Annotated in this window: 18 protein-coding genes; 10 read left to right on the top strand and 8 right to left on the bottom strand. The window is 67.6% G+C overall.

Annotated features, from left to right (window positions below):
- Nucleotides 1-40: 40 nt before the first annotated feature.
- From NR810_RS29670 to NR810_RS29650, 5 genes are all read right to left on the bottom strand, one after another.
- On the bottom strand, nucleotides 41-1,909 hold the full coding sequence (locus tag NR810_RS29670; RefSeq protein ID WP_257457652.1) for a beta propeller repeat protein: 1,869 nt from the start codon (nucleotides 1,907-1,909) through the stop codon (nucleotides 41-43).
- 112 nt (nucleotides 1,910-2,021) lie between these two features.
- The gene (locus NR810_RS29665) at nucleotides 2,022-2,699 is read right to left on the bottom strand and encodes a retron system putative HNH endonuclease (protein ID WP_257457651.1); all 678 of its coding nucleotides are present in this window, start codon (nucleotides 2,697-2,699) and stop codon (nucleotides 2,022-2,024) included.
- Entirely contained in the window at nucleotides 2,696-4,036 is a 1,341-nt protein-coding gene (locus NR810_RS29660) for an AAA family ATPase (protein ID WP_257457649.1), read from the bottom strand. Before NR810_RS29660 ends, NR810_RS29665 begins: the two co-directional genes overlap by 4 nt.
- Nucleotides 4,037-4,058: 22 nt before the next feature.
- A complete protein-coding gene (gene gshB / locus NR810_RS29655; RefSeq protein ID WP_257457648.1) occupies nucleotides 4,059-5,018 on the bottom strand; it encodes a glutathione synthase in 960 nt (319 codons plus the stop codon).
- An 880-nt stretch (nucleotides 5,019-5,898) separates the two neighbouring features.
- Complete coding sequence (locus tag NR810_RS29650; protein WP_257457647.1) at nucleotides 5,899-6,150, bottom strand: hypothetical protein; 252 nt, start codon at nucleotides 6,148-6,150, stop codon at nucleotides 5,899-5,901.
- Between the two features lie 148 nt (nucleotides 6,151-6,298).
- Here NR810_RS29650 and NR810_RS29645 point away from each other — a divergent pair, with 148 nt between their 5' ends.
- Genes NR810_RS29645 through NR810_RS29630 form a run of 4 tightly spaced genes read left to right on the top strand, consistent with a single transcriptional unit; the run spans nucleotide 6,299 to nucleotide 12,191 of the window.
- Nucleotides 6,299-7,567 carry an endonuclease domain-containing protein gene (locus NR810_RS29645; protein WP_257457909.1) on the top strand — a complete coding sequence of 423 codons (1,269 nt, stop codon included), beginning with the start codon at nucleotides 6,299-6,301 and terminating at the stop codon, nucleotides 7,565-7,567.
- A 17-nt stretch (nucleotides 7,568-7,584) separates the two neighbouring features.
- Nucleotides 7,585-8,586: a hypothetical protein gene (locus NR810_RS29640; protein ID WP_257457646.1), complete on the top strand. Its 1,002-nt coding sequence runs from the start codon at nucleotides 7,585-7,587 to the stop codon at nucleotides 8,584-8,586.
- A 36-nt stretch (nucleotides 8,587-8,622) separates the two neighbouring features.
- A complete protein-coding gene (locus NR810_RS29635; protein ID WP_257457645.1) occupies nucleotides 8,623-11,874 on the top strand; it encodes a helicase HerA domain-containing protein in 3,252 nt (1,083 codons plus the stop codon).
- Between the two features lie 2 nt (nucleotides 11,875-11,876).
- Complete coding sequence (locus NR810_RS29630) at nucleotides 11,877-12,191, top strand: DUF1330 domain-containing protein (protein WP_257457643.1); 315 nt, start codon at nucleotides 11,877-11,879, stop codon at nucleotides 12,189-12,191.
- A gap of 86 nt (nucleotides 12,192-12,277) precedes the next feature.
- Here the strand turns inward: NR810_RS29630 and NR810_RS29625 are convergent, their stop codons facing one another.
- Together NR810_RS29625 and NR810_RS29620 are read right to left on the bottom strand one after the other, a co-directional pair.
- Nucleotides 12,278-14,125: a serine/threonine-protein kinase gene (locus NR810_RS29625; RefSeq protein WP_257457642.1), complete on the bottom strand. Its 1,848-nt coding sequence runs from the start codon at nucleotides 14,123-14,125 to the stop codon at nucleotides 12,278-12,280.
- A gap of 288 nt (nucleotides 14,126-14,413) precedes the next feature.
- Nucleotides 14,414-14,701: a hypothetical protein gene (locus NR810_RS29620; RefSeq protein ID WP_257457641.1), complete on the bottom strand. Its 288-nt coding sequence runs from the start codon at nucleotides 14,699-14,701 to the stop codon at nucleotides 14,414-14,416.
- A 242-nt stretch (nucleotides 14,702-14,943) separates the two neighbouring features.
- On the opposite strand from NR810_RS29620, the gene NR810_RS29615 reads away from it, so the two are divergent.
- From NR810_RS29615 to NR810_RS29590, 6 genes are all read left to right on the top strand, one after another.
- Nucleotides 14,944-17,085: a tenascin-X gene (locus NR810_RS29615; RefSeq protein WP_257457640.1), complete on the top strand. Its 2,142-nt coding sequence runs from the start codon at nucleotides 14,944-14,946 to the stop codon at nucleotides 17,083-17,085.
- A 481-nt stretch (nucleotides 17,086-17,566) separates the two neighbouring features.
- Nucleotides 17,567-17,977 (top strand): hypothetical protein, encoded by a 411-nt coding sequence (locus tag NR810_RS29610; protein ID WP_257457639.1) that lies wholly within the window; start codon nucleotides 17,567-17,569, stop codon nucleotides 17,975-17,977.
- Entirely contained in the window at nucleotides 17,977-18,378 is a 402-nt protein-coding gene (locus NR810_RS29605; RefSeq protein WP_257457637.1) for a hypothetical protein, read from the top strand. The genes NR810_RS29610 and NR810_RS29605 overlap by 1 nt, the downstream gene beginning before the upstream one ends.
- 124 nt (nucleotides 18,379-18,502) lie before the next feature.
- Nucleotides 18,503-19,150, top strand: coding sequence for a hypothetical protein (locus tag NR810_RS29600; RefSeq protein ID WP_257457635.1), 648 nt, complete (start codon nucleotides 18,503-18,505; stop codon nucleotides 19,148-19,150).
- 28 nt (nucleotides 19,151-19,178) lie between these two features.
- The gene (locus tag NR810_RS29595; protein WP_257457634.1) at nucleotides 19,179-19,643 is read left to right on the top strand and encodes a hypothetical protein; all 465 of its coding nucleotides are present in this window, start codon (nucleotides 19,179-19,181) and stop codon (nucleotides 19,641-19,643) included.
- Nucleotides 19,644-19,721: 78 nt separating this feature from the next.
- Nucleotides 19,722-20,762 carry a phytoene/squalene synthase family protein gene (locus tag NR810_RS29590; protein ID WP_257457633.1) on the top strand — a complete coding sequence of 347 codons (1,041 nt, stop codon included), beginning with the start codon at nucleotides 19,722-19,724 and terminating at the stop codon, nucleotides 20,760-20,762.
- A 213-nt stretch (nucleotides 20,763-20,975) separates the two neighbouring features.
- On the opposite strand, the gene NR810_RS29585 is transcribed toward NR810_RS29590, so the two are convergent.
- Nucleotides 20,976-21,610 (bottom strand): tetratricopeptide repeat protein (locus tag NR810_RS29585; protein WP_257457631.1); only part of this gene is annotated, 635 nt, incomplete at its 5' end.

Below are 21,610 nucleotides of genomic sequence, written 5' to 3'. Positions count from 1 at the left end.
GCCAACGTGGCCCCGGAGGTCCGTACCCGAAGTACTCCGCTCAGGGTCTCTTGCGCAGGATGGTGCCACCGGGGCCGACGACGAGCAGGCCCTGGTCACCCAATGGCAGCACGCCCCGGAACGGGCGATTCACCCCCGTGTCCTCGGTGGCCCAGCCGCTGCCCGTCCAGCGCAGCAGGGTGCCATTGTCCCCGCTGGCCCAGACCGCTCCCGCCCCGTTGCCTCGGACGGAGAACAGCTCCACGCCGAGCGGTGTGGAGACATCCGTCCAGGCCGTGCCATTCCAGTGGAAGGCCTTGCCCGCCCTGCCCACCACCCACACGTCGCCGGGCCCACTGCCCCACACGTCGTTGAGCCAGGCCGTGGACGGCAGCGTCACCGTCGTCAGCGCGGTGCCATTCCAGCGGCGCAGGCCATCGCTGCCCGTCACCCACACGTCGTCGGGTCCGCTGCCCCACAGGCCCGTCAGGGTCGAGGCCGTCGTGGAGGTCACCTTCCAGGTGGAGCCGTTCCACCGTCCCACCTTGTTGGTGCCCACCGTCCACACGTCACTCGGGCCGCTGCCCCACACGTCGTTGTAACCGCCCAGCCACAGCCCCGATTGCGCGGCGGCGGAGCTCCACGTCGTGCCATTCCATCGATAGATGATCTCCCCGGCCGCCCAGACATCGTTGGGAGCACTGCCCCACATCGCCTTGAAGCGGTAGTCACTGCCCGTCGATACCGTCCGCCAGGCCTCGCCGTCGTAGTGCAGCACGCCCGCGTCGGTGCCGCCCACCGCCCAGATGTCGTCGGCTCCAAAGGCCAGCAGGCCCTGGAGGTTCTGGTTGTTCTCGCCCTCGGACCTGCGCGCCCAGCCCAGTCCGTCGAAGTGGCGCACGTCGCCATTGTCCCCGACGATCCAGAGATCCTTCGCGCTCGTGCCTCCCACGGCGTTCACCTTCTGCACCGGGAACGAAGCCACGGACCAGCTCGAGCCGTCATAGCGGATGACGGCGCCCGTGGTGGTGGCCCGGATGTCGTCGGGACCACTGGTCCAGACGGAGGTGAGCTCCGCGCTGTAGGGTGTGGTGACGAGCGACCACGCACTCCCGTTCCAGCGCAGCACCTTTCCGCTCGTGCCCACCGCCACGACATGACCGGACGCGCTGCCCCAGACGTCGTGGAGGGTGCTGCCCGTGACGGGAATGGAGACGGACGTCCACTCCGTCCCGTTCCAGTGGTGCACCCAGCCACCCGAGGCGGCCCCACCCACGGCCCACACGTCGTCCGCGCTCGCGCCCCAGACGGAGCGGAAGGTGGACGTGGTTCCCACCGAGGCCACATTCCAGGCCGAGCCGTTCCAGTGCAGCAGGGTGCCCGCCTCGCCCACGGCCCACGCGTCGCTCGGGCCACTGGCCCACACGCCGTACAGCGTCTTGTTCGTGCCGCTCTGCACCGTCTTCCAGCCGGTACCGTCCCAGTGCAGCACGACGCCGGCCTCGCCCACGGCCCACACGTCGCGCCGGCTGCTGCCCCACACCGAGTTCAGCGTGCCGGTGGTCAGCGAGGGGAAGTACGTCCAGCCCGTCCCGTCCCAGCGCTGGAGGATGCCGCGCTCGCCCACCATCCACACGTCATTGGCACTGGCGGCCCAGACGGCTTTCAGGTGGTTGCCCTGCGGCCGGGGATTCTCCCAGCACCAGCCCTCAGCGTTGCAGAGGGGAAAGGCATTCCCCACCGCCATGCCCGCATCGTCCTCCGAAGTGCCCCCATCACCCTGGGGGTTGCCTCCGTCACCGGTCGTCCCACCGGTTCCGGCATCACTCGTTTCCGAGGACAGGGGTGGCTGCGCCCCTGGCGCATCGCCACCACAGCCATACACTCCGGACAGTCCACACAACGCCAACACCACGGCCCAAAGCTTCATACTTCCAGGTGTCCTTCCTCCGCTTCCCACTCCGGCCAACGGGGAACGCGGTGCTCTCTTCTTGACAGAAGGAACCTGGATTGGATCGGCTAGCAGTACGGGCTCGAAGTGGTCAGCTCGTCAGTGGGGCGGAAGAGAGCGGTATTCCCTTCGAGAGAGCATCCCGGAGCAGGTTCGCGAACGCGGAGTACTCCTCGGATGCCGAGGCCGCCTCGTCGAGCAGGCGCCGCGCGTCGGGATCGATCGTGGCACGCTGGGCAATGAACCAGAGTTGTTTGACGCGGGTCGACCGGTGTCTGCGCAGATCCTGGCGATTGAGCCCGAAACACTTCTCCGTGGTATCCCCCCGCGTCGTCCTTCCCCGCACGCTGGCGAGCCTCGTCACAGGGTCGTACTCGAAGGAGAGATGCCGCTCCGGGTCCTCGGTCGTGGGATTCACGAGAGGTCCCCCCTCGGCCTTGAGCGGGAACGCGTCACCCTTGTGCTCACTGCCGTTGCACACGCCGCAGGCCAGGACGAGGTTGGACCAGGTGAAGGCCTGCTTCGGGTACTTCGATTTCGGTCGGTAGTGCTCGATGTGCCCGTAGTCGACGTGCCGGATGGAGCTCTCGCAATACGCGCATTTGCCATGGAAGAGCGTGACGAGCGCATCCTTCACGTCCTCGTGCCGGTACCTGTCCAGGACGCGCTGACGCTCCTCGGGCGTACGCGCCCTCTGGAGGTCCTTCAACCACCGCGCCCGATGGCGAGTCAGGATGTCGGGCGCACGTCCACGCCTCACCTGGATCATCCCCGGCCTTTCCCCTGGAGCGCCTTGTCGATGTAGGCCTCCAGCCTCGCATCCAGCGAGCCCGGCTCGGGTGGACCCCCGAGAGGTCTGGCCTGCTGCATGAACGCACGCAGCCGCGCGAACTCCTTCTGCTCGGCCTGACTGCGCTTCTTCTTGCGAGCCAGGGCGTCATACCTGTCGATGGCGGCCTGGGTTGGAGGCGAGTAGGGCGACAACTGGCCGAACGCCTCGCTTTGAAGGATGCCGTCCACACTGAGGGCCGCGGGGGTCTCCACCTGTTCCACCCGTGTGACACCCTCTTCGAGCGTCAGTCGCAAGGTGAGGGCGTCCTTTCCGGCTCCAGCGGCCACGAAGGGGCTGTGCGTCGCGACGAAGAACTGGAGCTTCGGGAACTGTTCGCGCAACCAGCCAGCGATGTACCGCTGCCAGCGGGGGTGCAGGTGGATGTCCAACTCATCGATGAGCACCACCCCTTCCTCATGAAGGGGGTTGGTACTCTTGGGAAATGCCTGGATGAGCCTCCAGATCAGATCACCAGCGAGCGCTAGGATGCTCCGGTAGCCATCGCTCATCGCGATGGTGGGCACCTTCCGGCCACCCACGTCGAAGAGGATACGTCCCTGCTCGTTCACGCTGTCGAAGCGGGTACCGCTCGGCAGCATGCGATTGATGGCGTCGATGCCCAGGTCGCGTTGGCGTCGAGCCTGACTGGAGTTCCGACCTCCTCTGGCACTGACGTAGTCGAGGTAGAGCACCCACCGCTCGAATGTCGCCAGCGGTTCGTCCTCGTTGAATTGGGTGAGGAAATTCGTGTAGCGCGCTTGGGGCTCCAGCGATGGAACGATGACCTGATGGGAACGAGTCAGACGGCGAAAAGCGCCGTAACCGGCAGAGAACCACCCCTGCCCTCTTGAAGAGAAGGTGTTCTCGCGCAGCCACGACAACGACCGTGACGGCCACCCCAAGATGGTGGGCTCGGTGTAGACCTCGTTCTTCCAAGAGAGTCGGCCCGTACCTGTCACCAACAAGGTGTAGCCGATCGCCTTTGATGAGCCCTTTGCCTTTCCCGGATCCTTGGAGCCTTGATGAAAGCGGACGGTCAGATAACCCAGTTTCGACTCATCGCGTAACCATCCCACTGGCCGGGGAACCAATGTCTGCGCTCCCTCCGGCCCAGCCATCAGGAGACCAAGTGCCTGGAGCACCGTGCTCTTACCGCCACCGTTCTCACCGAGCAGGGTCACCCAGCGGTATGGCTCGCCATTGTCGTGAGTGAAGGACAATTGCTGCAAATCGAAGCTGCGGATGTTCTGAATCTTCAGGCGCTCGATCCACATGGTGGGCCGTCCCCAACGGCGCTCAGCGCCTGCTTCCCGCGAGCCTCTCGGCGACGTCGATGATCTTCGCCGAGACGTTGGTGTTGTCCAGCTTGTCGATCTCCGCGATGCCGGTGGGGCTGGTGACGTTCACCTCGGTGAGCCAGTCGCCAATCACGTCGATGCCCACGAAGTACAGGCCGCGCGCCTGGAGCACCGGCTTGAGCCGGGCGCAGATCTCCAGCTCACGCGGGGTGAGCTGCGTCTTCACCGGAGTACCACCAGCGGCCATGTTGCCACGGTGATCGTCCTGGGCCGGGACGCGCAGCACCGCGCCACAGGGCTCCCCGTCCACGAGGATGATGCGCTTGTCACCCTGGCGGCTCTCGGGCAGGTAGGCCTGCGCGACGATCGCCTTACGGCCTCCGAGCGTGAGCACCTCCAGCAGCGAGCGGGTGTTCCGGTCTCCAGGTTGGAGGAAGACGATGCCCTGGCCGCCGAAGCCCTCGACGGGCTTGAGGATGGTGCCCTGCGGATGGTTCGCGACGAACCGGGCGAGCGACACCATGTCACGGGCGATGAGCGTCTCGGGCATGAGCTCGGGGAAGCGCAAGCCGAAGAGCTTCTCGTTGGCGTCGCGGATGCCCGTGGGGTTGTTGAGGAAGACGGGCTCGCGGCCGTTGCACAGCTCCACCAGTTGGGTGGCCTGGATGAAGTCGGCGTCGACGGGCGGATCCTTGCGCAGGAAGAGCACGTCGAGGCTCGAGAGCGGGCGGACCTCCTCGTCGCGCAGGTCGAAGTGATTGCCGGGCTCGCGGCGCACGGTGACGGTGCGCATGCGCGCCTCGGCGGAGGTGCCGCCAAAGCGGAGCCAGGGCTGCTCGAAGTAGCGCACCTGATGCCCGCGCCGCTGGGCCTCGAGCATGAGGGCGAAGGTGGAGTCGTGATCCACCCGAACGCCCTCGAGCGGGTCCATGAGGAAGCCGATGGTGAGCGCGGCCATGGGTGTGGGTGCCTCCTTGGGGGGTACGAAATGATACCCGTTGAGTAGACGCCCGGAGGCGGCCGCGCGAGAGAAAAAGCAAGGCGGGCTCAGATACGCCGGCAAGCTCCCTGGACACAGGAAGTGCCTGGAGGGCATGCGGACCTGCCCTCACCACAGGTGAGGTGGGTACACTCCATCTTCAGCTTCAGTCGAGAATCCTTGTAACGAGGTGGCCACACGGAACAAAGGTCACCTTCGGGGCAGGGCACCTTCTGGCAGTTCTCCCCACGAACTTCCGCGCAGGCGGAGATGCCCTCACCCAGGGTGATGCACTCCTGGCCCTCGGGGCAGCGTATCCCGTCACAAGAGGGCAAGCACGAAGGACCGTCCAGTCCCTCCCGGCAGAAGAAGCCTCGTGGGCAACTCGTGGGCTCGTCCAGCTGGCAGGGGCGGCCACACCACCCCTCCGTGCAACGAAGTCCCCGCGCACAGGTCTGCTCTTCCATCCCCAGGGTCTGCACGCAGGCCTCTCCCTCCGCCCTCACGCCAGGAGGAACACACGTCCTTATCAGTCCCCCATCTCCCAGGGTACGCACCGTCTGGCACATCCAATCTTCACCACACTGGAAGTCCACCTGACACGTGCTGCCACCACAGAAGCCCTTGCGTTCACCCGCGAAGTACAGACAACCGAGCGGCGGCTCGCAGTCCTCACGTCTCCAACAGTCCCGCCCGAAGGTCTGAAGCGCCTTCTGCTCGTGTGGAGGAAGGATCGGAACCACCTGCTCACCTACCCGAGGCTCCTCCACCGGCTGCTCCCGCTGCAGAGTGCCGATGAGCAACATCAGCGGCACGGGCAACACCAACCCTACAATGCCACCGATGAGGGTGCTCCACTTCACTGGCACTCCACTTTGCAGGGCAATGAGGTGCAGTCACGAACCTCCACCTTGCCCTCGGGGCAGTGCCCCTCCTCCTCGTCATCCAGCTCCTGCTCCCGCCCCTTCAGCTCGCGCCTTCGCTCTTCCTGCATCGCCTTCAGGTCCATCTCCATTGCCTGGTCGAGCTTGCCGCCCTTTCCATAGACCTCAGGGCACCCTGTTCCCAGAACCATCAATCCCATCGCGGCTATGAGCATGGCGCGTCGCATGAAGCCCCCCTGACCGGATGTTGCCTCAACCGTCCGATGGACTCCGAAGTGGAGCGATGCTTCGTCCGTGTGGGATGCCCACTGCCCGACACCGGGGCTGGGTGGCCCCCCTTGATGCCGTGCCGCGACTTCGGGGACGCTCTTGTCCGTGCCCCTCGCCAGATCCGATGCACGGAGCGATTCCTTCGCCCTCCACGAGCTGGACCGGCATCAGCGTCGGCGCGAGCAGGGCATCCCCACCCTCACCGTGCTCGCCGGGCCGCCGGGCGGCGCCATGTCGCTCTGGCGCCGCTGGCTCGATTCCCGTCGTCAGGCCTTCCGCACCTCCCTCGCCGCGAACGAGGCCGAGGTCGTCCGGGAGTGGTTGGAGGCACTCGCCAGCTCCAGGAACCTCGAGGCCGACGCCGCCGACTTCCTGGGTACCTCCGCCGGTCTCCCCCCGGGTGAGTTGCGCTCGCGGTTGGAGGGAAAGACAGCGCACGAGCGCGACATCCTCCTCCACGAGCTCTTCCCCTCCATCCCCGGTGGAGATCTCTCCGCCGCGTGCAGGTGCCTGCTCCAACCACAAGTTACCCACAATTCCCAGAAGCCTCTCGACGCGGTGCTCGAGGCCTTCGCGCAGGAGCCCACCCGCGCCCTCGTGGCACTGCATGCGCTCGTCCCGGCCGGTACGGCCCCGGCGCTCCTGCTCTGGGGCTCCGGCCCCTCCTGGCTGGCTCGCGCGGCCCGGCTCGCCGCCCGGTTCTGTGACGCCATCCCCTCGTTCGTCGTGGCCCTCCAGGTGGATCGGCCCGCCGTCGACGCGTACCTGCGGAGCGGTGAGAGCCAGGCGCTCGCCCTCGTCCGCGAGGGTCTGCTGGAGCTCGAGGCCCCTTCCCCCGAGGCCATGAAGCGCAAGCTGAAGGCGCTGGGTGTCCAGGCTCCGGAGACGCTCTCCGGGCCGCTCGCCCGGCTGGCGGCCGAGGGTGTTCCGGACGAGCTCCTCACCCGTTATGGAGAGGCGGCCCTCGCGCGGGAGGCCGCCACCCGGGAGCCCGAGGCGGCGGACAAGGCCCGCAGCAGCGCCGAGCGCTTCCTGCGCGACCTGCTCGACTCCCTGCCGGACACGCATGGTCTCTTCGAGAACAACCAGCGCACCGGCTTCCGCATCAACAACCGGCCGGTGGAGGTAGACTTCCTCTCGCAGCGGTTGCGCGTGGCCATCGAGGTCGACGGCTACTACCACTTCCAGGGTGAGGAGGCCTACCGGCGCGACCGGCGCAAGGACCTCGCCCTCCAACGGCACGGATACCTGGTGCTACGCTTCCTCGCCAACGACGTGGTGGCGCGTCTCGAGGAAATCCGCGACACTATTCTAGAAGTCATCTCGCAACGGCGTGACGCCATGAGTGGGTCTTCGCCGCACAGGGAGGGTTGAAGATGGAGGGGCATGAGGTGTCTCGCCTGGGCGAGCTGGTGCTCGTGTGGATGCTGTCGCGGGCCGACGGCAAGGGCGCTCGCAGTGCCGTGTCCCGCGCGCTCGAGCCCTTCGCCGAGCACCGGTGGACCCGTGGCGAGTGGAGCACCCGTCTCGACGAGACGCTGGCGGCACTCGAGGCCGGTGGGCTCGTGCAGCAGACGGCGCGCAAGGGCCTGGCCCTCACCCGCGAGGGACGCGCCCGGGCCCTCCAGGCGCTCGGGGTGGAGCGCCTCGCGAAGACTCCCTCCTGGAAGCAGCTCCGGCTCACCTACCTGACGGCGCGCGCACTGGGACTGCCTCCCACCCCGGGCAATTTGAAGCAGCTCGGCGGCGCCAGCGGTCTGCGCGCGGTGCTCGTGCAGAAGCAGCTGGGGCTCGACGGCGTCGGCACCCGGAGCCTCAAGAACGTGCAGGACGAGCTGTGCTGGAAGCAGCTCGGCGTGGAGACGGACAAGCCCTTCACCCTGGCCGCCGTGCAGTCCTTCCTGCTCGGCAAGGTGCTCCAGTCCTCCCGCGAGGTGGGACCCGCCCAGGCCATGCAGCAGCTCGCCGCCAGGAGCGTGGGCGCTCGGCGCATGGACGCGGAGAGCCTCCGCCTGGCCGCCCTCCAATCCTGGCTCCTCCCCACCTCCGAGCCCGCCCCCTCCACTCCGCGCCCGAGCCCCGCTCCGTCCGCTCCGGCCCCGCGCCCCACCGAGGACGGCCTCCCCGCCTTCGCCGAGCGCGTGCTGCACACCGCCCGTACCGCGCGCAGTGGCCGCTTCGGGGACGATCGGGTCTTCATCTCGCACGTGTGGCGCGCCATGAGCGACCAGGGGCTGGATGAGCAGTCCTTCAAGAACCGGCTCGTCGAGGCCAACCAGAAGCGCCTCCTGTCCCTGAGCCGCGCGGACATGGTCGAGCTGATGGATCCCTCCGACGTCGCCGCCTCGGAGATCCGCCACCTCGGCGCCACCTTCCACTTCATCGCCCTGTAGCGCTCCACTCCTCGTACGGCACCCGGGGGATTGCCGATGACCCAGACCGATAACCGCCTCGCCGCCTTCCTCTCCGACCGCACCGAGGTCTTCCACTCCATCCAGCACCGCCACGAGGTCTGGCGCGAGGATCCCTTCGACGTGGAGACGGTGCACCAGGAGGCGCGCACCGCCTTCGAGCGCCTGCTCCTGCGCGCCACCACGCCTCCCGGTCTGGACTCGGGCCGCATCCTGCTGCTGCTCGGCGACTCGGGCTGCGGCAAGACGCACCTGCTGCGGGCCTTCCGCACCATGGCCCATGAGCGCTCGCTCGGCTTCGTGGGCTACATGCAGATGACGACGTCCACGTCCAACTACGGGCGCTACGTCCTCTCCAACCTCATCGACTCGCTCGATCAGCCCTACAGCGAGCCGTCCGAGCCCCGCTCCGGGTTGCAGAAGCTCTCCGACGCGCTGCTCGCCCACTGCGGCCCGGTGGCCGCCCTGATGGCGGATCCCGAGGCGGATCCCGAGGAGATCCCCAAGCTGGTGGAGTTCGCCGCGGATGATCTCCAGAAGCAGCCCCGCTTCGAGAAGCTCGATCTGGACCTGCTGCGCGCGCTCCTCTTCCTCCAGCGCGAGGACACGCGCATCCGCGGCCGCGTCCTCAAGTACCTGCGCTGCGAGGACCTGTCCGACAGCGATCGCAAGGTGCTCGGCGGGCTGGTGCCGCGCATCTACGACAACCACCCGCAGGAGATGGTGGAGCACCTCGGCCGGCTCGCGGCGGCGCTCAACCAGTCGCTCGTGCTGTGCGTGGATCAGCTCGAGGGCTTCGACATCGAGGCCACCAACGCGCAGTCCTTCCGGCGGGCCATGCACATGCTGTGCGACTTCGCCGAGCGCGCGCCCTCGTCGATCGTCGTCATCAGCTGCCTGCACAACTTCTGGACGGGCCTGAGCGGCCAGCTGCCCAAGTCCCTGTTGGATCGCATCGAGCGCGACCCGGACACCATCAAGCTGGGGCACCTGCGCACGGCCGAGGAGGCACGCCTCATCACCGAGCGCCGGCTGGAGCACCTGTACGCGGTGGAGGACGCGCCCTTCGATCCGGCCGAGCCCACCTACCCCTTCCCCCACGAGGGCTTCGAGGCGCTGTCCGGCAGGAGCACGCGCGAGGTGCTCGACGCCTGCCGCCGCTGGCGCGAGCAGGCCGTCCGCGATGGCGCGCTGCCCCAGCGCTTCCCCCTGGAGCTCAAGGCCCCGCCGGGCACCGATTCCTCGGAGAAGGAGAAGAAGAAGCAACACCAGGAGCTGGATCAGGCCTGGAACGACTTCCGCTCCACGCACTCCACGCCACCTCCCGAGGAGGACAAGAAGCTCGCCGAGCTCCTCACGTGGGCGCTCCGGGCCAGCATGGACGAGCTGGACACCGGCCACCGCGTCGAGGTCCGCACCGAGGGTGAGGCCCTCCACGTGGACATGTCCCCGGGGGATCAGCGGCTGCGCGTGACGCTGTGCAACAAGGGCACCCAGCGGGGCGGGCTCGTGAATCAGATCGAGCAGGCCCGGAAGCTGGCCCGGGGCCGCACGGCCGTCGTCGTGCGGACCAGCGACTTCCCGAGCAACCCGAAGGCGGCCACCGCCATCGAGCTCGGCAAGCTCATCAGCAAGGGAGGGCGCCGCGCGGTCATCGAGGACAGCGACTACCGCACCCTGCTCGCCCTGCGCGAGTTCCGTCGGCAGCACGAGTCCCGTCCCGACTTCGCCACCTGGCTGCGCACGAGCCGGCCCCTCACCCAGCTCAAGCCCCTGCGCGACATCCTCCACCTGGATGACCTGCGCTCCGCGGCGAACCCCGCCCCCGTGGCCACCGGGCCCGCCCTCACCCCCGTGCCCATGCCCCTGCCCCCGGCCGCCACGCCTCCCTTCGGCACGCCCGTGGTCTCCCCACCGGAGGCCACCCCGCCCGCGCCGAGCACCCGGCCCGTGGCCCCTCCGGTGACGGTGAAGCCTCCAGCTCCCGTGCCTCCCATGCCCCCACGCAAGCGGGATCCGATCCGCATCGGTGAGGTGGACAGCCTGCTGCGCGAGCCCGTCCTCTTCTCCCCCGACGAGCTGACCCGGCATGCCGCGTTCCTCGGCGGCTCCGGCAGTGGCAAGACGACGCTCGCCCTCAACGTGGTGGAGCAGCTCCTGCTCCAGGGCATCCCCACCATCCTCGTCGATCGGAAGGGAGATCTCGCTGGCTACGCCACGGATTCCTTCTGGACCCATCCCATCGAGGATGCCCGCCGCAACGCGCGCAGGAACCAGCTCCACGAGCGGCTCGACGTGGCCCTCTTCACCCCGGGCCACCCCCACGGCCGCCCGCTGGCCATCCCCATCGTCCCGGATGGGCTCGCCTCGCTCTCGGACTTCGACAGGCAGCAGGCCACCCGCCACGCCGCCGAGGCCCTGTCCGGCATGCTGGATTACCGGCAGAGCCCCCGGGACAAGTCCTGCCGCACCCTGCTGGCGCAGGCGCTCGATCAGTACGTGCAGCTCACCCAGGACAGCGTCAGCCTGGAGAATCTCGTCAAGTTCATCGGCGACAAGGATCCGCGCCTGGTGAACGCCGCGGGCCGCCTGGACATGAAGCTGTTCGACAAGCTCGCCGATGACCTCGACCGGCTGCGCATCGACGCGAAGCTGCTCCTGGGCTCCGAGGCCGAGAAGCTCGACATGGACCTGCTGCTCGGCCGCGGCCTCCACGCCAAGTCCGGCAGGACGCGCCTGACCATCATCAGCACCAAGTTCCTCGGCGACAACAACAACGTCCTCTTCTGGGTGTCCCAGCTGCTCATCGAGGTGACGCGCTGGCTCAACCGCAATCCCTCCAATGGCTTGCAGGCCGTGCTCATGTTCGACGAGGCCGACCTGTACCTGCCCGCCATGCGCCAGCCCTCCACCAAGCAGCCCATGGAGAACCTCCTCAAGCGCGCCCGCTCGGCAGGTCTGGGATTGATGCTCGCCACCCAGAGCCCCGGTGACTTCGACTACAAGTGCCGCGACACCATCCGCTCCTGGTTCATCGGCCGCGTCAAGGAGAAGACCGCCCTGGACAAGATGAAGCCCATGCTCAACGAGGCCCGCGTAGACGTCTCGCGGATTCCCGGCCAGGGTGTCGGTGAATTCCACATCGCCCGCGACGGCAAGGTGGATCGCGTCAAGACCGAGCCTTCCGCCCTCGCCACCGATCAGCTCTCCGATGATGAGCTGCTGCGCCTCGCCGCTCGCACTTCACCCTCGGCCCACCCGGAGTCCTGAACATGCCCGCCTACGTGGTCGTGGAGATCGAGGTGAAGGACGCGGAGACCTACGAGCGCTACAAGCTGCTCGCTCCGCCGGCGATCGCCTCCTATGGTGGCCGTTATCTGGCGCGCGGAGGCGCCACCGAGGCACTCGAGGGCTCGTGGCACCCCAAGCGCTTCGTCATCCTGGAGTTCCCCTCCACCGAGCAGGCCCGCGCCTGGTGGGCTTCTCCCGAGTACGCCGCCGCCAAGGCCCTCCGGCAGGCCTGCACTCAGACGGAGATGCTCCTCGTCGAGGGTCTTCCCCCAGGCGCCGATCCCACCAGGAAGTAGGCAGGGGAGGGGTTACACGGGATTGATCCGGGGAGCGGATACCCTCACCCCGGCCCTCTCCCAGAGGGAGAGGGTGGAAGGGGTGGTCACTTCTCGGGGATGTCCGTCAGCGACAGCTTGAACTGCGCCGTCTTGCCCATCTCGATGGGCACCGAGAGCTCCCTCTTCTTCTTGTCCGCTCCCTTGATCATCAGCAGGTGCTTGCCCACCGGCACCGGCACCTTGAACAGCGGTGTCTTGCCCAACGAGCGCCCGTTCAGGAACACCTCCGCCTCCGGCAGGATGACCAGCGTCAGCGAGCCCTGCTGCTTCACGCTCCTCGGGGAATCGCCGTCACCGTCCTTCTTCACCACGGCCTGAGTGTCCTTCGTCTCCACCGGGGGCTTCGCTCCCGCCTCCGCGGTGGCACCCTCCGACGGATCCGTGCCTCCCGCCTTCCGCTCCTCGCCGTTCAGCTGGATGGGCGTCATCGGAGACGGGTCTCCCACGAACACGGCCGGCGCCCCGGTGGTCTCCTGCTCCTGGATCGCCGCGACCAGCTTCACCGCTCCGAAACCCAGGCCTCCTCCCACCACCAGCAGCACGAGGATCGCTCCCCAGAACCTGCCCGCCCCCGCCTTCGGCTGCTCCGTCGTGACTCCGGGCTCCTTCGAAGCCCCGGGCTCCCTCGGAACCTCGTGCTCCTTCGTGGCGGTCCGCGTCACCTTCCTGCCCGTCGTGGCGACCGCCCGCGTCCCCGACACCGGAGCCTCGAGCCGGGCCGTGCCGCTCTGCTCCCGCGCCCCTTCCTCACGCTTCCGTCCCTGCACCGGCTGCTTCGGGCGCTCGCGCGCCGCGGGCTGTCTCTCCGTCCGCACCGGGGTCGGCTCCGCCTCCACCGCGCCTCCCAGCATCCGCGCCGTCCCCGAGTCAACCTGCCCGCTCGCCTCGTCCGCGCTCTCCAGCAACCGGCGCGTCACCTCCATCCGATTCTGGAAGTGCTCGCGCATGAAGGCCGCGCGTTGCTCGGCATCGAAGAGCAGCGGGCCCGCCGCCGCCTCGAGCGCCCTCGCCATGTCCCGGCCGTTCGCGTAGCGCTCCTCCCGGTTGCGCGTCAGCGCCTTGAGCACCACCGCCGACACCTCGGACGGAATCGAGGGCACCAGCGCCGTCGGCTCCGGAACCGGCGCCTCGAGGATCATCTCCATCTCCTGGCGCTCGGTCTCCCCGGCGAACAGCCGCTTGCCCGTCAACAGCTCGTGGAGCATCACCCCCACGGCGAACAAGTCACTCCGGCCATCCAGCGGCTCGCAGCGCACCTGCTCCGGAGACATGTACCCGGCGGTGCCCTTCACCATCCCCACCTGCGTGCGGCTGGCCCCGTCACGCGCCTTGGCGATGCCGAAGTCCAGCAGCTTCACCACCCCGTCGTACGCCACCATCACGTTCTTCTGCGCCACGTCCCGGTGGATGACGGGGTAGGGCTTTCCGCCCGGCGTAGTGAAGGTGTGCGCCGAGTGCAACGCCAGGCACACGTCCCGCGCCACCGACAGGCTGAAGCCCGGCGGCAGCACCACGCCCTTGCGGCGGCACACGGAGGTGATCTGGTTGAGGTTCTGCCCCGCGATGAACTCCATCGCCAGGAAGAGGCCCTCATCGTCCTGCCCCAGCTCGAACACCTGCCCGATGTTCGGGTGGTTGAGCGCCGCGGTGATGCGCGCTTCATCCAGGAACATCTTCTCGAACTGCTCGTTGCTGCGCGCGTCCGGGAGGATCCTCTTGAGTGCTACATACTTGCGGAACCCGCCCGGCCCCGACGTGAAGCCCAGGAAGAGCTCCGCCATCCCCCCCACCGACAGCTGCGCGAGCACCTGGTACCTTCCGATGCGCTCGCCAAAGTGCAGATCGAGGTTGGGGGAGCTCAGCGTCTGAGACTCTTTGGCCGGTCCGGACATGGGCGCCGAGGATAGCCCACACACCCTGTGGACGGCCTGTGGATGGCTGTGGGTGTCCCTGTGGATAACCCGGCGGACTCACCCGGCCCTGTGGAAGCCCGGGGATAAGCGCCAACTTCCCCACATGTAGCACATCCGGAGATCCTGAATGATTCCGAGTGCTTCCAGACTTTTCCACAAGCCCACAGCCCCTGCTGTTACCCCTGTTTGATCAATACCTCTATTACTCCAGTGAAGAAACAGAGGGCCCTGGGGACAACGGGAGTTGTGGAAAGGCAACCGGGCGGCTCAGTGCCGGCCACGCACCAGCGAGACGAGTGAGAGCAGGGCGCGCGAGGCATCCAGCTCGATGCCCACGTCGCAGCCGGCCAGGAAGAACTCGAGGGTGACGGGGCCCTGGCGGGGCAGCAGGCAGCGCTCGTGCCAGGCCTGGACGGCCAGCCGGAAGAGCTCGCCCAGCAGGGTGTGGCGGACGTCCGGGGGGAGCTGATCCATCCGCGGCTGCAGCGCGAGCGGGATGTAGACGGTGAAGGCCTGCGCCAGTTGCTCGGAAATGGCGGATTCGATGGAAGCCATGTCTCCAGGCCGTGCGAGAACCGTACCGGGGGTGGTTCCAGTGTTTTCGGGGGGTTGGAAAGACTCCCCACCCGGGAAGACCGTAGAAACGCCAGTGCCCCCGAGGGTGATGCGGTGAACGGGAAAGCCCGGAAAGGAGGGGAGCCCCCTCGCGGCCCGGAAGGGGGAGGCCTATCTCCCGGGAACCCGGGGGCTGACCGATGACGCACGACACGAGACGCGGGGCGCGGAGGCTGATGTGGATGGGGCTCCTGCTCACGGGGCTCCTGGGGGCCTGCCGTGAGGAGAAGCCGCCGCTGACGGACTCCACCAGCCAGGTGCGCTTCTCACAGGAGGCAGTGGCCTTTCCGGCCACGTACGTGGGTGCCTCGCGGGAGGGCTCGGTGCGGCTGGTGAGCGAGGGCCGGGCCTCGGCGCGGGTCGAATGGGACCCGGTGCCCGAGCCCTTCTCGGTGGAGGGACTGCCCGAGCGGGTGGAGCCTGGGGGGGAGCCTTCGGTGAAGGTGCGCTTCGATCCCAAGGCGGCGGGGCCGGTGGCGGCGACGCTGGTGGGCCGGGACGAGGGGGGCCGCACGGTGACGCTGCGGCTGTCGGGCGAGGGCCAGCCGGTGCCTTCGTGCCCCACGCCGGTGGCCTGCCACCGCTTCACCTTCGACGTGGTGAAGGAGGAGTGCGTCGAGGAGGTGCTGGCGGACGGCACGGTGTGCGATCCGGGCAACCAGTGCGTGCTGGACGCGGTGTGCCGCGAGGGCCGGTGCGGTGGCCGCGAGCGCGTGTGTGATGACGGGAATGCGTGCACCACGGACGTGTGCTCCCCGCTGGACGGGTGTCAGTCGGTGCCGGCGCCGCCGTGTCCGGGGGATGGGGCGTGCCAGGAGGGCTACTGCGATGCCCGGAAGGGATGCCAGCTGCGGCCGGCGGCCAATGGCACCTTCTGTGGAGAGACGCGCGGGTGCGATCTGGCGGACGTGTGCGTGGAGGGCGCGTGCGTGAAGGGGGATCCGCCGGATCACTTCGTGTGCGCGCCGGCCTCGCCGTGCCAGGAGGAGGGCCGGTGCCAGGGCCCGGTGTGCGTGCGGCCACCGGCGAAGGTGCTGGCGCCGGGGTGGAAGTACGACGCGGCGGCCGAGGGCAAGAAGCTGCACGACATGATGGTGGGGCCCACGGGGGACCTGACGCTGTCGGGTTATTTCACGCCGGCGGTGCTGGGAGCGACGGAGGCCTCGCGGGTGGAGACGCCGGTCTCGGGCCGGCGGTGCATGCTGTGGAACGAGCGGCTGCTGTGCATGGACGTGCCGAGGCAGGGGCAGGTGTCGCTGATGGAGCGGGCGACGGGGACACCGCGCTGGTCGTTCGAACTGGCGGGGGCGCGGCCGGACATCGCGAACAGGACCTCGACGCTCTTCCTGGCGCGGCTGGCGGTGATGGCGCCGGATCGGCTGGCGGCGCTCTTCGAGGCGTACCCGGTGGGGCAGGACTCAAGGACACAGTGCCGGCTGTACTACCTGGTGGTGCTAGACGCGATGGGCGGGATGGTGTCGGCGCGGGCGCTGGAGGATCCGCTGCTGTCCGAGTGCAACCACCCGCACCCGTTCGGGCTGGCGTCGGACACGGTGGGGGATCTGTACGTGACGTTCTCGCCGACGATGAACACGGGGGCGCCGCTGAGGGCGGGAGCTCCGACGCTGGTGATGGCGTTCTCGTCGGACGGGGTGCCGCTCTGGAGGAGGACGCTGCCCTTTGAAGGAGGCGAGCTGGGGCTGGTGCGGGGACTGCTGATGCCCGAGGGAGGCACGGAGCCGCTGCGCACGTCGGACGGTGGAGCAGTGGGGACGCTGCCCTCGAAGCTGGGGAGGGCGGTGGCGACACCCGAGGTGCTGGTGCCGAGCCCCGAGGGAGCGACGGTGAACCCGGACGTGGTGCCGCGGGAGTCCACGCGGCTGCGAGGGTACAGGGTGCCGGGGCTGGCGCCGGCATGGACGTACGCGTTGCCCGTGGGCTCGAGCTTCACCTCGAAGGAGTTGCGGCTGGGAACGTGGCCGGAGGGTGGGGTGAAGCAGACGCTGGTGCTGGGCTTCGCGGCGGAGGGAAGCAAACCCATGCTGGTGGGAGTGAGGGCGAAGGACGGGAGCGAGGCCTTCCGCTGCGAGCTGGGCTACACGCCGAGGAGCGTGCCGCAGCTGTTCGAGCTGGGTCCGGGGTCGCTGACGTTGATGGACGGAGCGACGACGTGCGGCGAGTGCGATCCACCCTTCGCGGAGAGCAAGGCGCGCTTCCAACGCTTCATGCTGCCGAAGCTGGAGCCGGCGGAGGCTCCCTGGCCGGGCACGTTCGGTGGGCCGGGACACGACCACCACGAGGATCCAGTGCGCGCGGTGCCGTGAGGGTGCCTGCCTGGAATCGATCCGCGCCGCATCGTACGGTTGAACCGGGCAGAAAGGGTGCTCGGACACCACCTTTCAGGTCAATAAAGGGATGCATCCAAGCCGCGCAGCGGGTACCGTTACGCCGAATGCCCATTTCCTGGATGCCAGCCCAGCGCGAGAAAGTGTCTGAAGTGCTCGACAGATATCCTGCGGAGAGCAATCGCTGTGAGGCTGCCGCGAGGGAGATCCTCCCCATTGCCCGTGAGCTCGAAGCATCGGCGCGAGCCCGCAGGTTGGTTCCACTCGAAGGACGCTTCCTGGTTCCCAAGCGTGGAATGCGATGGTGGGAGCATGTCGCCGTCCACGTGCACCAGCATGTCGTCGATGCGCTGACGGGAGTCGATGGTACTCCCGCGCCATCGTATGCAGGTCAGCACTACCTCTATCCCGACCGCCTGGCCTGGCGGGATTGGGACGAGAATCAAGTGGCGGTGAAGCAATGAGCCTGTTGCAACGGACACTGCTCGAATTCATCGATGAGCGGCTCGAATCGCTGCTGCGTGTTCCCGAGATGTGGGGATCGGACGAGAGTGTCGAGTTGCAGGTCCTGCAACTGCTGGAAGTCCGCCTGCTGACCCTGAGCCCTTCCTTGAAGAACGAGGTAGCGAGGATCCAGCAGGACTATGTCCGGTATGTCCGGGAAAAGTTTCCAGGCGAACCGCCTGAGACGTTGGCCATGTTGCTCTCGAAGCAGGGGCGCGGCGTGGAGTTGGCCAGCATGCTCCGGGAGTTCGTCGATGCGGAGCGAAGGAGATCCGCGGAGGCCCTGGAACGATTCCCCTCGGGCAGGCGGTTGCTGGATGATGTACCCGGGCAGCAGCGTCCTCCTCGTCACTACGAACTGAACTGATGTACGCGACCGCACATCGGGTTTCCCGAAACGACCAGACGGGTGTCAACGCCTTCTTGTACCTGCACGGGCGGAATTTTTCCTGGCCCCAGGATGCCTCATCACTTCCCGATACGAGCCCGGGGACTCTCACCGAGCGCCAACTCATCTCGGTTCCGCCGGGTCATAATCCCGTCCACTCGTATCTGGACGTGGTCGCACCGGATGGAACGCCTCGGACCGTTCTCCTCGAAGCCTTGAGGGTGTTCGGCCAGGATGTGGCCGAGAGAAGCAATCCGGCCATCTTCGTCCTGGGTCAGGTCACCCTTCGTTTCGGGGTGCGGATTGGCCTCGAATCGGAGCGGGAATCCGAGCTTGGCCTGCTGCTCGCGGCGTTGGAGCAGGTGCTGCCCTCACCTTGAATGTCGATTCCCAAGGGCTCCTGGGGCTCCCGTGGTCCGCCCCCGGAGCATCCGAGGGAGCAGTCGTGCCTGTCCCTCACCCGCGCCCCTAGCTTGAGGGGTGGTGACGAAAGGCAGGTCCACCTTGACGCAGCCCGCTTCCCCGAGGCGCGGTGTCCTCGCTTCGCTCGTGCTGGTGCTCGCGCTGGGCCTCGGCTCCTCCGCGGCGGCCGAGGTCACCGTCTCCGGTAGAGCGCTCCTCCTCCTCGAGGTCGGCGAGCGCCGCCTCCAGGTTCGGGTCGAATCCAGGCGCATCTCCGGCGGTGGCCTCGAGCTGCGCCGCTCCGGGAATGGTCTCCGAGGCACCCTGAGAGGCCTCCCGGTGGAGCTGAAATGGGACGAGGAGGGCAACATCACCGGCCAGGCGGCCGGCGCCTCCGTGGAGCTCGTGGCCCTTCCTCGCTCGCCCCAGCCCGGGGTGGAGCTGCGCGGCTGGTTCGGCGCCGACACGGCCGAGCTGTCCGTGACGCCCACGGGAATCGCCGGCTCGGTGGGGGGCTGCGGCTACTCGCTGCCCCTGGCCGGCAACCACTACTCGGGCTGGCGTACTTGCGATGAGACCCGGGGCCCTCCCGTCCCCGTGACACTGCGCATTCCCAGCAACGTCATCCCTCTCACCCAGATCGAGGAGGGCGCTCTCCTGGCCCTCCTGCTCTCGGACGAGGCCCTCCCGCCAGCCTCCTCCGCGGGGGAGTCACCGGGCCAGGGCGGCGCGGGCGCTCCATCTCCATAGGAGGGCAGCGGAAGCACAGGAGGCACCCATGGCAGGCAAGGCGTTGGCATGGCTCGCGGTGCTCGGGCTGGTGGGCCCGGTGGCGGGCGCGCAGCAGGGGGCGGACAGGCCGGAGGATCTCCCAGACAACATGGACGAGTTCCGCCAGACGCCGCAGTCGGACGACTCGCCCGTCACGCCGGAGGCCGAGGAGGGCACGGGCGGCTCCGGCCTGGCCGGCACCGGGAAGGAAGGCGAGCTCCACGGCGAGGTGGTGAAGGTGCAGGGCGACCAGCTCTGGCTGCGGCACGGCGGGGCCGTCTTCCCGCTCGAGCTGACGGAGGAAACGCGCTTCAGCCCGGACCGGCGCCAGGCGCTCCAGGCAGGACAGGAGGTGCGGGCGCGCTTCACACTGGAAGAGGACGGTTATGTGGTGAACGCCCTGGAGCCACTGGAGCGTGACGCAGCCGGGCAGAAGCCGGGCGCGGAGCAGCGAGAAGCACCAGAGCGATGACGGGGTGAAGGGATTCCGTGCACCTGGAGCCCGGGTGGGGTTGAATCCCGCGCCTCTGTGCTGAGCCTCTCGCCGACCATGTCGCCGCGGAACGAACCCGACGCCGTCTCCTTCTGTCGCGAGGTGCTGCCCGCTGTGTCGCGCACATTCGCGTTGAACATCCCGGTGCTGCCCGGCCCGTTGGACACGGCGGTGATGGTGGCCTACCTGCTGTGCCGGATCGCCGACACACTGGAGGACGAGGCGCACGGCCCGGCGAGCGCGGCGCTGCTGGCGGAGCTGGCGCGGTTGAGCAGGCTGCCGGAGGGTTGGCAGGAGGACGCGAGGCGCTTCACCCGGGAGGCGCTGCGGGAGCTGCGGGCGCAGACGCCGGCGGCCGAGCTGCGGCTGTTGGAGGGGATGCCCCGGGTACTGGAGGCGCTGGCGGTGCACGAGGCGCCGGTGCGCGAGCACGTGGCGGCGTGCGTGGCGACGATGACGGAGGGGATGGGGAGGATGGGGGACAAGGGGCGCGTCTCGGGAGGAGGCCTGGGGTTGGAGAGCCTCGAGGAGACGATGCGCTACTGCTACTACGTGGCGGGGACGGTGGGGGAGATGCTGACGCGGCTGTTCACCTGGTACTCGCCAGCGGTGGCGGAGCGGGCGGGGAAGCTGGAGCCGAGGGCGGTGGCGTTCGGCAACGCGCTGCAACTGGTGAACATCCTCAAGGACGTGCGGGAGGATCTGGAGCGGGGGAGCTGCTGGCTGCCGAGGACGGTGTTGGCGGAGTACGGGGTGACGCCGGAGTCCCTGCTGGCGCCGGACAAGCGGGGCGAGGCGATGAAGGCGCACGGGAAGCTGGTGGCGGTGGCGCACCGGGAGCTGCGCCAGGCCTTCGAGTACGTGATGGCGTTGCCGAGGGAGGAGCACGGCATCCGGTTGTTCTGCCTGTGGCCGCTGTTCCTGGCGGTGATGACGCTGCGCAAGGTGTACGGGAACGAGGCGGTGCTGGAGAAGCAGCCGGTGAAGATCTCCCGGCGGACGGTGAAGTGGGTGCTGGGCTCGACGAAGCTGCTGGTGGCGCGCGACTCGGTGCTGAAGATGATGTTCGCGGCGCTCACCGCTCCGCTGCCGGCCTAGACGGTCGACCCATGTGATCCATTTTCAGCAAGACTAGCAGCAGTTTTGAGCCTGTTTCGGTAGGTGCTTCGCCGGTTCCATGTCCGAGGAGCAGTCAGCCAAGAATGGAGCCTACCGAAATAGGCTCTTTGCCGATTGCAGTCGCTTCTTCTATCAACGGCTGCTCTTACTTCAAGGACTGGGAGATATGGTTATTGCTGAGCAGAGTTCACCTTAAAAGCGTTTGAACAAAGTGGAAAGCTGCTTTGTTTGAGGGTGCTCTGGGCCGAGCTGAGTAAAGTATACTCGATAGGCATGTTGTAAGAGATCGATGGCACGCTGGCGATCACCCAAGTTAAGAAGGACACTGCCGAGAAAAATTTCGCTTTGCGCTATCGAGAAATGATCTCGCGTACCGTAGATACGTTCTTCAATGGCGACAACTCGTTCGAGCAGTTTACGAGTGGCCTTTAGATCGCCTTGAAGCATAAGCACCGCAGCCAGCTCGTGCAGGGTTGCCGTAACCTCCAGGTGCTCCTCTGTTCCATATACCTTAGTATTGATGCGTAGGGCTCGTTCAAATAGTGGGTGAGCATCACGTGGGTTCCCCTGCTCCAGGAGCACCCTGCCCAATTCGTGCAGAGATTTCGCTACGAAGGGGTGCTCCTCCGTGCCGAATACCTTATTATAAATGTGCAAAGTATGTTCAAACAGTCGGCATGCGCTAGGCAGGTAGCCCTGTGCATGGAGCACTCGTGCAAGTTCATGCAAAGATGCTGCTGTGTTAGGGTTTTCATCTGAACCGAATTCTTTAATGAATAGGCGTATGGCACGCTTGAGCCGCTTGCGAGCACCAAGCAGGTCCCCTT

The sequence above is a fragment of the Archangium lipolyticum genome, from assembly GCF_024623785.1.
Lineage (GTDB): Bacteria > Myxococcota > Myxococcia > Myxococcales > Myxococcaceae > Archangium > Archangium lipolyticum.
This window is presented reverse-complemented; position numbering and strand designations above follow the sequence as displayed.